The 13,658-nt window shown below is 40.6% G+C and carries 10 protein-coding genes and 3 pseudogenes; 4 read left to right on the top strand and 9 right to left on the bottom strand.

Translation table 11 applies throughout. From position 1 onward, the window contains the following. Positions 1 to 16: 16 nt before the first annotated feature. Genes PGX00_RS02045 through ilvG form a run of 3 tightly spaced genes read right to left on the bottom strand, consistent with a single transcriptional unit; the run spans position 17 to position 2,900 of the window. On the bottom strand, positions 17 to 970 hold the full coding sequence (locus PGX00_RS02045; protein WP_272132470.1) for a branched-chain amino acid transaminase: 954 nt from the start codon (positions 968 to 970) through the stop codon (positions 17 to 19). Between the two features lie 14 nt (positions 971 to 984). Further along, complete coding sequence (gene ilvM, locus PGX00_RS02040; protein WP_272132468.1) at positions 985 to 1,254, bottom strand: acetolactate synthase 2 small subunit; 270 nt, start codon at positions 1,252 to 1,254, stop codon at positions 985 to 987. After that, positions 1,254 to 2,900 (bottom strand): acetolactate synthase 2 catalytic subunit, encoded by a 1,647-nt coding sequence (ilvG, locus tag PGX00_RS02035; protein WP_272132467.1) that lies wholly within the window; start codon positions 2,898 to 2,900, stop codon positions 1,254 to 1,256. Before ilvG ends, ilvM begins: the two co-directional genes overlap by 1 nt. Before the next feature lie 422 nt (positions 2,901 to 3,322). Here ilvG and PGX00_RS02030 point away from each other — a divergent pair. After that, positions 3,323 to 4,845: pseudogene (locus tag PGX00_RS02030) on the top strand (YifB family Mg chelatase-like AAA ATPase). Positions 4,846 to 4,947: 102 nt separating this feature from the next. On the opposite strand, the gene PGX00_RS02025 reads toward PGX00_RS02030, so the two are convergent. The 4 genes and pseudogenes from PGX00_RS02025 to PGX00_RS02010 all read right to left on the bottom strand — a co-directional run bounded on the left by PGX00_RS02025 (position 4,948) and on the right by PGX00_RS02010 (position 8,551). Beyond that, entirely contained in the window at positions 4,948 to 5,547 is a 600-nt protein-coding gene (locus PGX00_RS02025) for a thiol:disulfide interchange protein DsbA/DsbL (RefSeq protein WP_272132465.1), read from the bottom strand. Between the two features lie 43 nt (positions 5,548 to 5,590). Then, positions 5,591 to 6,606: pseudogene (locus tag PGX00_RS02020) on the bottom strand (serine/threonine protein kinase). Positions 6,607 to 6,664: 58 nt separating this feature from the next. Next, positions 6,665 to 8,083 (bottom strand): cytochrome c oxidase accessory protein CcoG, encoded by a 1,419-nt coding sequence (gene ccoG, locus PGX00_RS02015; RefSeq protein WP_272132463.1) that lies wholly within the window; start codon positions 8,081 to 8,083, stop codon positions 6,665 to 6,667. A 201-nt stretch (positions 8,084 to 8,284) separates the two neighbouring features. Beyond that, entirely contained in the window at positions 8,285 to 8,551 is a 267-nt protein-coding gene (locus tag PGX00_RS02010; RefSeq protein ID WP_272132461.1) for a YihD family protein, read from the bottom strand. A 112-nt stretch (positions 8,552 to 8,663) separates the two neighbouring features. Between PGX00_RS02010 and PGX00_RS02005 the strand changes: the two genes are divergently transcribed. The 3 genes and pseudogenes from PGX00_RS02005 (at position 8,664) to trhA (ending at position 10,666) form a co-directional block, all read left to right on the top strand. Further along, entirely contained in the window at positions 8,664 to 8,849 is a 186-nt protein-coding gene (locus PGX00_RS02005) for a hypothetical protein (RefSeq protein WP_272132459.1), read from the top strand. Positions 8,850 to 9,111: 262 nt separating this feature from the next. Then, on the top strand, positions 9,112 to 9,915 hold the full coding sequence (locus PGX00_RS02000; protein WP_272132458.1) for a sporulation protein: 804 nt from the start codon (positions 9,112 to 9,114) through the stop codon (positions 9,913 to 9,915). Between the two features lie 98 nt (positions 9,916 to 10,013). Then, a pseudogene (trhA, locus tag PGX00_RS01995) lies at positions 10,014 to 10,666 on the top strand (PAQR family membrane homeostasis protein TrhA). Positions 10,667 to 10,768: 102 nt separating this feature from the next. On the opposite strand, the gene PGX00_RS01990 reads toward trhA, so the two are convergent. Beyond that, positions 10,769 to 12,214 carry a TrkH family potassium uptake protein gene (locus PGX00_RS01990; protein ID WP_272132456.1) on the bottom strand — a complete coding sequence of 482 codons (1,446 nt, stop codon included), beginning with the start codon at positions 12,212 to 12,214 and terminating at the stop codon, positions 10,769 to 10,771. A gap of 18 nt (positions 12,215 to 12,232) precedes the next feature. Continuing rightward, positions 12,233 to 13,609 (bottom strand): Trk system potassium transporter TrkA, encoded by a 1,377-nt coding sequence (trkA, locus tag PGX00_RS01985; RefSeq protein ID WP_272132455.1) that lies wholly within the window; start codon positions 13,607 to 13,609, stop codon positions 12,233 to 12,235. Between the last annotated feature and the right edge of the window lie 49 nt (positions 13,610 to 13,658).

The raw sequence follows: 13,658 nt of genomic DNA, 5'->3' as shown, positions 1-13,658 counted from the left end.
AATTTAGTTCCTTCTCTTACTTATCTGAACCAACGGCGCTTTCTGGATAGACATAGTCTAACCAGCCCCATTTGTCGTCTGTTGTTCCATTGAATAATCCAAAGAATGTGGATTGAATTTTTTCGGTAATCGGACCTCGCTTGCCTTCACCAACAGTAATTTGGTCAACGCTTCGTACTGGGACGATTTCTGCTGCGGTACCTGTCATAAATATTTCGTCTGCAAGGTATAATGCTTCGCGAGCAATATTCTCTTCTTTTACTTTATATCCAAGTTCTTTGGCTAAGATCATGATGGAGTCGCGAGTGATGCCTGGCAGTATGGCACTCGTTGCTGGTGGCGTATGTAAAACACCATTTTTAACGACGAAGATATTTTCACCAGCGCCTTCGGAAAGGTAACCATCAACACTTAGGGCAATACCTTCAGCATAACCGTGACGACGGGCTTCGCCACCAACGAGCAAAGAAGATAAGTAATTACCGCCAGCTTTAGCCGCCGTTGGAATGGTATTTGGTGCCGCACGATTCCAACTTGAAATCATAGCATCAACACCATTTGCAAGCGCTTCTTCTCCTAAATATGATCCCCATGGGAAAGCCGCTATGATCAGGTCCATTTCAGTATCAGTTGGGGGGCATACACCTAACCCAACGTTACCAATAAAGCCAAGTGGGCGAATATAAGCAGACTCTAGCTTGTTATCTCTTAGTGTTTCACGACACGCTTCCATTAATTCATCAACAGAATAGGGTATTGGGAACCGGTAAATCTTTGCGGAATCTTTTAGGCGTTGCATGTGTTCTTTATGGCGAAAAACAATCGGGCCATTAGGGGTGTTGTAACAACGAATCCCTTCAAATACAGAGGTACCATAATGCATGGCGTGAGTAAGTACATGGACATTAGCTTCACCCCATGGAACCATCTTGCCATTAAACCAAATAAAATCAGCTGTGTTTGTTGCCATCTTAGAATCCTTCCTTAAATTTTGTAAGCACTGAGCATTTCATCTTTTTTCAGTCGAGAGGTGTGTACGTTTGTAACATCCCATAGTTTTTCAACTTGATTGGTAATTAACGTAATAGGTCTATCACTGTCGACGACAAGCTCTATCTGAGCAACTTTACTCTCATGATTCTGTGTCGCAAGTATTTGCTTAATGGTAAAACCACGGTGCCTTACTACTCGAAGGATACGCTCAACCAAAACAGGTTTATCGTTGGCTTCAATTGTTAATAGGTATCTATCCATTAGGTGTTCTCCAACATATCTTGGTTTGCAGCCCCTGGTGGAACTAGTGGCCAAACATTTTCGTCTTCATCAATAAGAACATGAAGCAGATAAGCGGTTTCACTTTCTAGCATCTCTTTTAGAGCGGGCTCAACTTCTGCTTTGGTCGTGATGGTTTTTCCCGGAATATCAAATGCTGCTGCTAGAGCTTGAAAATCGGGGTTATCATCCAAAATTGTTTCGCTATGGCGACCATCAAAAAAGAGAGATTGCCATTGACGAACCATTCCTAAGCGTTGGTTATTTAGTAGAACGATTTTTACCGGAACTTGTTTTCTCTTGATGGTACCCAGTTCTTGGATATTCATCATGAAGGAGCCATCACCAGTGATTAGTATCGATTGATCATCAGGCCTTGCAATCTTTGCTCCAATGGCTGCAGGAAGACCAAATCCCATAGTGCCAAGACCAGCGGAAGTTATATAATTTTCAGGTTTACGAGGTTGAATGTGTTGTGCTGCCCACATCTGGTGTTGTCCCACATCAGTAGATACGATAGAGCTATCAGGCATTGAATCTGAAAGTTGTTTTAACAGCAGAGGTGCATAGATAAGCTCACCGGGATGGTCATAACGCCATTTGAATTCTTTTCTTAGATCAGCCGTTTTCTTAAGCCATGGAGATATATCTTGCGAACGAGTAAGTTGCGGAAGAATAACGTTGATATCGCCTTGTAATGAAGCATTAGAACGACGTAATTTATTAAATTCTGCTGCATCAATATCAATATGAATGACTCGAGCATCAGGGGCAAACGAGTCTAGCCTTCCTGTTACCCTATCATCGAAACGAGCCCCAACCACAATGAGTAAGTCGGACTCTTGTACAATTAGGTTAGCAGCCTTTGTGCCATGCATGCCAACCATGCCTAAGTAGTTAGGATCATGGCGTTCTACGCTCCCTAATCCTTTTAATGTACTTACTGTTGGCATTGGGTTTTTAGTAAGAAACGCTCTAACAGTTTCAGTCGCTTTAGCTATCTGAACACCACCACCGATATAGAGAACAGGCTTATCGGATTTGTTAAGTAAGCTTTGTGCTTTTTCTATCGCTTCCGGGTCAGCCACTGGAATGGCTGGTGGTTCGATAAATGGAAGTAGGTGAGTTGGCGCTTCAGCTAGCTGAACATCTTTAGCGATATCAACTACGACAGGTCCAGGTCTACCTGATTTAGCCACCTCAAAAGCCTCGGCAAGTGTTGGTGCTAAATCATCAATGTCGGTGACTAAGTAGCTATGTTTAGAACAAGCTAAAGACATACCAATAACATCCATTTCTTGGAATGCATCTGTACCAATCAATGGGCTTGCTACCTGACCAGTAATGGCGACAATCGGCACTGAATCTAGGAGTGCGTCCGCTAGCCCTGTTACTAAGTTTGTCGCTCCAGGGCCAGATGTGGCCAAGCAGACAGCAACATCTTGTGTTGCTCTAGACATTCCAATAGCGGCCATAGCGGCACCTTGTTCATGTCGGCAAAGTACGTGCTCAACGCCACCATCATAAAGGGCATCATAAATTGGCATGATGGCGCCGCCGGGGTATCCAAATACTGTTGATATGCCTTGCTGTTTTAAAGCTGCTACTACTAAGTCAGAACCGTTCATTAGTACCTCCAGCTTGTTTGCGTTTCTGTTAACGCTAAATTATTACTGCACATACTGTGCTCCTATCTTCCCGTTTGCCTACTTAAGCAAAAATTTATTATATTAAATTGTAAAAAACCCCCGAACTTTTCAGTGCGGGGGTTTTTTTAAACTTTTTTTATTTTGTTCCGCTTACTCGCCCCCGCGCGGTGTCAATAATGACCACGATAATCAGGATAATGAGCGCATTTACGCGAGCGGATAATTTCATTAGTTGTCTATTTTTCTATCAAATGTGTTTGCACCTCTAGTGGTAACATAAATTGTTGTTAGCTGACAAGGAAAAACTCAGTCTTTTACCATATTTATTCAACTTATATTCGCGCTATATAGAGGTGGTTATAAAAAATAATTTTTAATTTTAAATAATTATAAGGATGGAGATGGTGTTAGCAGTCATTCATAGCCGAGCAAGTGTTGGAGTCGAAGCCCCACCAGTTACCGTTGAGGTGCATATTAGTAATGGGATGCCAGGTTTTGCATTGGTTGGGTTACCAGAAACGACAGTAAAAGAGTCTCGTGACAGAGTTCGAAGTGCCATAATTAACTCAAATTTTGAGTACCCAAGCAAAAAGATAACAGTAAACCTTGCCCCTGCTGATTTGCCTAAAGAGGGTGGACGTTTTGACTTACCTATCGCGTTAGGAATACTTGCTGCATCTGAGCAGATAGCGGTTGATAAACTCAGCGAATATGAATTTGTTGGTGAACTTGCTCTTTCTGGCGAATTACGCCCAGTTAAAGGCGTGTTACCAGCGGCTTTGGCGGCTAATAAGGTTCAACGTTGTTTAGTGGTACCGGAAGAAAATGGGGATCAAGCCGCTTTGGTTGGCAAAAAGACACATAAGTCAGCCGCAAGTTTATTAGAGGTGTGTTCGGCACTATGCGGACAAGAAAGCTTGTCTTTATACCAGGTAGAAAAATCAATTTATAAAGAGGTTTATAACCAGGATTTACAAGATGTTATTGGCCAGCAACAAGGAAAAAGAGCGCTCGAGATAGCAGCGGCTGGTGGGCATAATCTCTTATTTCTTGGCCCTCCTGGTACTGGAAAAACGATGTTAGCATCTCGACTTTGCGATTTATTGCCTGAGATGAATGATGAAGAAGCGTTAGAAGCGGCTTCAGTTGCTTCTTTAACAGATCAAGATATTAACAAATATAATTGGAAAAAAGGCCTTTTCGCTCGCCTCATCATTCGTCTTCTATGGCCGCTCTTGTGGGTGGGGGGTCTATACCTCGTCCGGGCGAAATTTCATTAGCTCATAACGGATTGCTATTTCTTGACGAAATGCCTGAATTTGAAAGAAAGGTATTGGATTCAATACGAGAGCCATTGGAGTCTGGTGAAATTGTTATATCTCGAGCGGCTGGTAAAACACGATTTCCTGCTCGTTTTCAGCTGGTTGGCGCTCTAAATCCAAGTCCCACAGGGTATTACGATGGAGATAAAGTAAGAATTAACCCTCAAGTAATTCTTCGTTACCTGAGTCGATTATCTGGGCCGCTATTAGATCGGTTTGATATGTCCTTAGAAATCCCTTTATTACCTAAAGGTGTGTTAGCAGAAGGCGGAGATAGGGGAGAAAGTACTCGTATTGTAAAGCTTAGAGTTGAAAAGGCTCGTGCTCTAATGCTTTGTCGATCGGGGAAAATAAATGCGTTGTTATCAAGTAGGGAAATAGAGAAATATTGTATTTTGGAAAAACAAGATGCAGAGTTTCTTGAAAATGCGCTACACAAGTTGGGGTTATCTATACGTGCATACCATCGAATAATCAAAGTTGCCCGTACTATCGCTGATCTGGAATCCAGCAAAACCATTACTCGTGCTCATTTGGCTGAAGCATTAGGATATAGGTCGATGGATAGGTTATTGAAATTGCTAAACTCACAAGTGGTTTGAACGTATTAAGGTGAGGGGTATTAGAATCGTTCAATATAATGTTGTTTAGGTAAGTTATGGATATAAGAAGCGAAACTAGTGGTTCCGCTTCTATAGGATTACTTATTGATTCAAAAGATAATTGACTAGATCAAAATATTCATCATAACTCTTGATACCATCAGTCTTAACAATATATTTGTTGTTTACCACAACGCCCGGAACCCCAGTTAACTTCACGTCTTTAAATTGTTTATCAAAACGTTTTTGCATCGAGTCAATCGCAAAACCATTATAGGCAGAATCAAATTTCTTAGCATCTATGCCTTGATCTATAAACATTTGACGCAGGTCTGCTTCAGTTTTAGGTGGGGTGCGAAGGTTGTGTATTTGATTGAACATGTATGGGACCATTTGGTCTTCTACCTTTAGTACTACCATACTGGCGTATGCTTTTGCCATAGGAACACCCATGTTGCCTCCCATAAAGGAAACATGCACTTTTTGGAATTTAGCATTCTTAGGTAGCTTTGTTTTAAGTTGCTGTATTACAGGTTCAAAGTTATTACAGTGACCACAATAGAAAGAAAAATACTCGGTAACGGTTGGCGTTGATGTTTTTTCTAAATTCAACACGTCGTAATGCGTACCTTCGTTGAATTGTGCAGCTTGGACAGACACACTTAATAGTGCAGTTGCGAGTAACATAAATATTTTTTTCATAAGATAATCTATTCCATCTAAATCTTGTTTATTTTTGTATTTATTACCATTGAGGCATTAACGAAAGCGGAGGTTCCTGTAATACTGATATCTGTTCTTTAAATCCAAGAACTTGATTTTCCCAATATTTAGGGTCACCAAACCAAGGAAAAGCAAGAGGGAACGCTGGGTCTTGCCACCTTTTAGCTAACCAAGCCATATAGTGTACCATTCGAAGACCTCTTAAAGGCTCGATAAGTTTAAGTTCTGACGGGTTAAAATCAAAAAACTCTTCGTATCCTTCTAACAGTATATCTAATTGAGCGAGCTTATCTTGCCTGTCACCGTTAAGTAGCATCCACAAATCTTGTATCGCTGGACCATTGCGAGCATCATCTAAATCAACAAACATTGGGCCATCGCGCCACAGTATATTCCCAGGATGGCAGTCCCCATGTAGACGGATAGATGTAAAACTATCACTCCAACTGTCTTCGATGCGATTTATGAGCATGTCGAGGTCGCTAAAAAAGCTATTTTCCAAGTGGGAAGGGATAAATGAAGAATTCTGGAGCAGTTTACGAGGTTGATAAAGGTATTCGTCCAGCCCGATAGTTGGTCTATGTTGGAAGTTTTTTTGCTGCCGATGTTATGGATTCTTCCCATAAATCGCCCAACCCATTCAAGGTGATCATTATTATCTACTTCAAATTGGCGGCCACCAACACTAGCAAATAACGTAAATAAATACCCTTTGTATTTATGCAGTGTTTTTCCATTAATAATACATGGGGGAGCAACCGGTATTTCTTGTTCAATTAACTCCAATGTAAAGTCGTGTTCTTCTTGTATTTGCTCGATATTCCAACGCTGTGGACGATAAAATTTAACCACATAACGCTGCTTTTCTTCGTCTATAAATTGATAAACTCGGTTTTCGTAACTGTTTAGTGCTAATAAACCCGATTCAACTCTTATTCCTATGCTTTCTAGTGCATACCACATAAAGTCAGGTGTTAAAGCATCAAAATTGAATGCTATGTTATTCGGTGCTTCAGTATTGCTAGATAGTGTTGTCATAAAAGGTTCCGGTATTAAAAAAGGGCCCGTTAGAGCCCTTTTTTATTGTTTTGCAAAGCTAAAGTTTTTTTACAAACCTGCTTTCAACTTCAACAGTAAATTGGTTGCTATCGGTGAGTATAAACTGAATTGTTGAAACTGGAGAATTTAAGTTCTCGGTTGCTACACCCAAGCTGATGGGTAAATTGAGGACTTCACCAGGATCAACTTGGATGGTTTGATTGCCGTACCAAGTCACGTCACTTAGACCTGACACGTTAAGCGTGTAGGTTTGTAGTTGCTGAGTCTTATTAATTACTTTTAGGTTGTAAGTATTTTCGACATATCCAGCTGAGTTGATCTTAAATAGTTGATTTCGATCTCTCAATACACTCATTCCAACGGGCTCTACACTTGCCACCTGTAAGAAAAAGAGGATTATCATTAATATCATAATACTGCCGTAACCAATGAGTTTTGGCCGCATTACTTTGGTGTTTTTCCCTGATAATTTGTGCTCAGTTGTGTAACTAATTAGGTTTTTCTCATAACCCATTCTATCCATTGTTTTGTTACAAACGTCAATACACGCACCACAATTTATACATTCATATTGGAGCCCATCACGTATGTCTATACCCGTTGGGCAGACTTGTACACAAAGGTCGCAGTCAATACAGTCACCTAAACCGAGCTTTTTGGGATCAGCCTTGCGTGAACGCGGGCCTCTAGATTCTCCGCGCTCAGGGTTGTAACCCACGATAAATGTATCTTTATCAAACATGGCGGATTGAAAACGAGCATATGGACACATGTGGATACAGACGATAGAACGCATCCATGCGGCGTTTGCATAGGTGCAAATAGCAAAAAACAGAACCCAAAAACCAGCCCAGAAAGTTGTATTCAAGGTGAGAAAATCAACAACGAGATCTTTAATCGGAACGAAATAGCCAACAAAAGTGAATCCTGTGACTAGCGCAATACCGATCCAAGCCAAATGCTTTATTGTTTTCCTTAGCAAAAGGTTAGGTGTCATTTTTCCGCTGTCTTGTTTTCGTCTTTTATTCGCGGCACCCTCTAGTTTTTCTTCAAACCAGATATACATAAAAGTCCAGACGGTTTGTGGGCAAAGATAACCACACCAAACACGGCCTAAAAATGTAGTAATAAAAAACAGCCCAAAGGCGGCAATCATGAAAAGTAAAGCCAACAATGTTAAATCTTGTGGGTATAAAGTCGTTCCGAAGAAATTAAATTGCTGGTGACCAATATCAAGTAATATAGCTTGTCGCTCCCCATACGGTATCCAAGGTACTAAACCGAATAAGAGTAGTAAGAACCATGCTCCATATCGTCTTAGTATTTGAAAAGCGCCTTTGCTTTCTCGAACATAGATACCATCACTAGGGTTAAATCTATCTTTTTTCCCTTTATGAGTTTTAGGGTTGAATGTTTTGGGAGTCACATCTTTTATGTCTATTTTATCTTGACTCATGAAGGTTCCTTTTTGGGCTTTTTAAGCGATGTAAACTTATATGACATTACTATTGTTATGCTTCTAGTCTTTATTAGGTGATGATTATATAGCCCTTAACAAATTCGTTTCTTTATTGATGTCTATTTTTAACAAAAATTGTACCCTAGAAACAAAAAAAGCGACACAAAAGTGCCGCTCTAAATAATCTTTCTAGTCTAATTACTTAATAAGACCGCGAGCCTTTAATATTGCTGTTTTAAAGTCATCTTCTTGATCTTTTGCAAGCCCCGGGATCATTTCATCTTTATTACTGTTTCTCATTTTAAGATGGTAGATCAAAACATCATCAGTAAGATCTTCTAGCTTACCGTCATACCCTGCTTCCTTACACAGCGTTAATATAAATGGAATAAGATTCGTATCCGGATCTTTTTGCCATTCAGGGTGAAGCAGCTCAATTACTTCATTTACTCGGTGACACTTCATAATTTCTCCACAACTTTTTTATTGGTATACACCGTACGTTATCAAATAGAGTGGAAAGAAAAAGCGCAGAAATTAATACTGCGCTTTTTAGTTATGCCGCTTGGATGATTTGTTGATCATGCTGTTTGCTGATTGCTTTTTTTCTACCAAGGTCTTTGCAGAGCTTGGAGATTTTGCAACCGGAACAGAAACAGTTCCGCAACGGCGTAAAGACACGCTTCTAGTGGTGCGTGAAAACCTGACAGATGTCGGTCGCATCAAAATACCTAACAGTCAGGCAGCTCCTTTGCCAATTTAATGGCCTGATTATTGATGAGATAAATCTCTTTGGTATAAAACCATTCCAATAAATAATCAGGAATATCGATATGCATTGCATATCGTCGTGAATAATATCACCACGATAGGATCTTATCGAGATATGGCTCAAAAAAATGTTGTTTTTTTAATCACTATTTTGGAGCGTCTTTTCGTTTATAACGATTTAGCTATTTTGTGGCGAGTTTTTTTGCTTTAGAGTGGCTAATATAAGTAAGAAGGTCTTTTAAAGGAGTAAGGCAATGTCTTTTCTTAAAAAAACGCTAGCAAGTTTTGGTATTGGCTCTGCGAGAGTTGACTCAGTTTTACAGCAAGAGTTTTTAATTCCTGGTGAAAAAGCGAATATCGCTATACATGTCTATGGTGGTGCAACTCCCCAAGATATCGACAATATTGACCTGAAAATCTACTGTCGATATATCGAAGAAGTGCCTGCTGATAATGATAAAAATAAAAATGATAACTATATGGGGCGAATGAAACGTGTTCCTAGGGATTATGTTTTAGCAAGTTGGAAGCTCCCTTACTCTTTTGTTATCGAGTCTGGTCAACAAAGGGACTTTGATGTTGAGCTCGATATTCCAGCCAATACTCCAGTAACCATAGGGGATACTAAAGTTTGGTTGGAAACCGGGCTAGATGTATCAATGGCTAAAGATCCTACGGATAAAGATATTTTAACAGTAAGACCAACACCCACTTTAGATGGGGTCATTTCTGCTCTTGAAGAGGAGGGTCTGCGTATAAGACAGGTTGAGTGTGAAGCAACAAAGGGTTTCGCTTTACCATTTGTACAGGAATTTGAGCTCGTGCCTACAACAGGGCAATTCCACGGTCGCTGGAGAGAGTTGGAAATTGTTGCTTATCAGCATGATGATGCGCTAGAGCTTTGGTTTGAGGTTGACCGTCAGAAGAAAGGCTTAGGTGGCATGCTTTCAAATCTTCTCGGCACAGGAAAACTAAAGAGAAACATAGTCATACCGCAGGGAACGGAACCTGATGAAGCAGGGAAACAAGTAATAGCGTACTTGGAATCGACAACGTAAAGATCGTATACCTGATAAATCAATAAAGTATTTCAGCTTACACGTGTAAGCTAAATGTGGCATACTTCAGTTTTCTAGTTTTATGAGGGAACTGAAAAATGTCGACGGCACTAAAAAATGGTTATAGTGTGCGAGAAGAAATTGCCAACAGCTTTTCTCATGGCTTAGGCGTTATCTTTGGCGTTATCGGGTTGTATTTGTTAATAGTGAAAGCTGTCGACCATGATGCTGACGCATTAACTATTGCTAGTTTAAGTATTTATGGTGCAAGCATCATTTTACTTTTTTAGCTTCCACGTTATACCATGCTATTCCTCATCAAAAAGCTAAACGAGGACTCAAAACCTTCGATCATTGTGCTATTTATTTGCTTATCGCGGGTAGCTATACACCATTTCTTCTTGTTAGCTTAAGAACACCATTGGCGATTGGGTTAATGGTAGTTATTTGGTTGATTGCACTGTTTGGAATTATCTTTAAGTTTGCGTTTGTTTATCGATTTGAAAAGCTGTCTCTTTGGACTTATCTCACAATGGGGTGGTTATCGTTAATTGTTATTTATCAGCTAGCGGTGAGTATCGAAATGGGTGGGCTGATACTTTTAGCTGTTGGGGGTGTGGTTTATTCTATTGGCGTTTACTTTTATGTATCCCACCGAATACCGTTTAATCATGCTATCTGGCATGGTTTTGTATTAGCTGGATGCATATGCCACTACTTGTCTATCTATTATTACGTAAAGCCTATTTAACAATTACATTAAGTTAATTAATGGATTGGAAATATAGACTCGGTGTAGCGGGTATCAATACCTTTTCTTAAGTATGTTAAAGTGCCAATAGATAATAATGAATTACGTACGCCAAAAAGCCGGGAAAAATAAAACAAGAATTGTGAGAATTTCTAATCGGCCCATTAACATTCCGAACCCTAATATCCATTTAGCCAGATCCGGCAATGATGAGAAATTTCCGGTAGGGCCAATAATGCTACCCATACCAGGCCCAACGTTTGCGACAGCGGTGATAGAACCAGAGATACTGGTGGTTGGATCTAATCCAATTGCAGATAGGCAGCCAGCGATGATGATGATTGTCGCGAAAAAAGTAATCGCAAAAGCGACCATTGATCGGACAATATCGTCGCTAACGGGGCGTTTATTGTAGCGGTGAACGAATATACCTGATGGATGGATAAGTTTTAGCATTTGTTTGTTAAATAACGTCAACGCTATTTGAAAGCGAAAAATCTTTATACCACCAGAGGTTGAACCAGAACAAGCACCAACTATCATCAGAAAAATAAACACAACAATCGGAAGGCCACCCCATGCAGTAAAGTCTTCTAATCCATAACCAGTCGTTGTTACTACAGAAACGATATTAAACATCGACACACGAATAGCATCGGATATTGGGTAATCGTTATGAACAACCAGCCAACAGGCAATGACCGTACTTGCTGCTATAAATAATAAAGTAAATCCACGAACTTGAGCATCTCGATAGAGGGCGCTAAAGGATTGATTTCTTAATGCCGTAACAAAGAGTAAGAAAGGTAAACCACCAAGGAACATAAACAGTGTGGCGACCCAATGGGCGCCATGGGAAAAATGATTCATTGATCCATCTGATGTCGAATAACCACCCGTTGATAAGGTGGTAAAACCATGATTAACCGCATCAAAGAATCCCATTCCTGTCATTAGATATCCAATGATACAAGCCACCGTTAAAGACAGATAAACAACGACAATATTTTTTGCAACTGTTTTTGCTCTTGGTGCGCTTTTATCAGACCAATCTGAAGATTCTGTCTGGAATAGCCTCATTCCACCGACATTTAACATGGGCAGAATAGCAACGGCCATAACGATAAAGCCTATCCCGCCTAGCCATTGCAAGGTTGATCGCCATAACAATATACTTGGAGCCATATTATCTAAACCACTTAATACCGTAGAACCTGTCGTTGTAATACCTGACATGGTTTCAAAATAGGCGTCAGTGAAGCTGATATGGTTTATAAATACGAAGGGAAGCGCGGCAAAAATGCTTGCTATCATCCATACCATTGAGGTGATCAGGAACATGTCTCTCACACCTAGGCGAAATTGTTTAGTTTTACCAAGAGACAGGCACAGAAATGCCGCAGCATGTGTAATTAAGACTGCCTTGCCGAATTCTAGGAATCCACCTGTTCCCGAGAAAAAAGCTACGAATGTTGGGATGTACATAAACAGGGCTAGTTTAGAGAGTACTAGTCCTATAACAAACGTAATTGGACGAAGGTTAACCATGATTGACGTTTTGCCTACTTATAGGAAGAACGGACTTGGTTGAAAAAGAAGTTCAACGTCAGGTACGTATTTTTTGTCAACTAAGAACATGACTACGTGGTCATCTTGTTCAATGACGGTTTTATCGTGAGCTATCATTACTTCTTCACCACGAACTATAGCGCCAATAGTGGTACCTGGAGGCAGTTTTAGCTCGCCAATTGGTCTGCCAACAACTTTTGATGTGGTTTCATCACCGTGTGCAATGGCTTCAATTGCTTCTGCGGCTCCTCGCCTCAGTGACGATACGTTGACAATATCTGCACGTCTTACATGGGTCAATAGAGCAGAAATAGTGGCTTGTTGAGGTGAAATGGCGACGTCAATATTACCGCCTTGAACAAGATCCACATAAGCGCCACGCTGAATAAGTACCATCACCTTTTTGGCACCCATACGTTTTGCTAGCATTGCTGACATAATATTGGTTTCGTCTTCGTTAGTTAACGCAATAAAGACATCCACCTGATCTATATTTTCTTCAACCAGTAGTTCTTGATCTGCCGCATCCCCACAAAAGACAATGGTTTTCTCTAGTTCTTCAGATAGCTTTTCTGCGCGAGCTAAGCTACGTTCAATCAGTTTGACACTATAATCATGCTCTAATCGTTTCGCGAGAGAAGATCCAATATTACCGCCACCGACAATCATAATGCGACGATAAGGTTTTTCGAGTCGTTGTAGCTCACTCATAATAGAGCGAATATGGTTGCTATCAGCGACAAAGAAAACTTCATCATCGGCTTCAATAATGGTCGTACCTTGAGGTCTAATCGGTCGACCTTGTCGAAATATAGCGGCTACCCTGGTATCTATGTGTGGCATGTGGTCACGCAGTGTTGAAAGAGCGTTACCGACAAGAGGGCCACCATAATAAGCTTTAACCGCAACCAAGCTAACTCGTTTATCCGCAAAACTAACGACTTGAAGTGCACCGGGATACTGAATAAGGCGTTCGATGTAGCTAGTTACTAGCTCTTCTGGTGCAATTAAGTGATCAACGGGCACTGCACCAGAGTGAAATAACGTCTCTTTCTCTTGTAAGTATTCAGGAGAGCGGATACGGGCTATTCGATTGGGTGTATTGAAAATGGTGAATGCGATTTGACAGGCTGCCATATTGGTTTCGTCAGAATTGGTTACAGCGACTAACATGTCGGCATCTTGAGCCCCAGCCTCTCGTAATGTACTAGGGTGACTCGCATGACCATTCACTACCCGTAGATCGTATTTATCTTGAAGCTCTCTGAGGCGTTCGCTGCTTTTGTCTACGATGGTGATATCGTTATTTTCACCTACTAAGTTTTCAGCGAGTGTGCCACCAACCTGACCTGCGCCAAGAATAATGATTTTCATAGGTATGTAATCTCTTTAAAAAGCCAGTATGTCATTGTTAAATAAAATA

Origin of the sequence: Vibrio algarum (genome assembly GCF_028204155.1) — a bacterium.
Lineage (GTDB): Bacteria > Pseudomonadota > Gammaproteobacteria > Enterobacterales > Vibrionaceae > Vibrio > Vibrio algarum.
The sequence above is the reverse complement of the archived record's forward strand: the minus strand, read 5'-3'. Positions and strand labels throughout refer to the sequence as shown.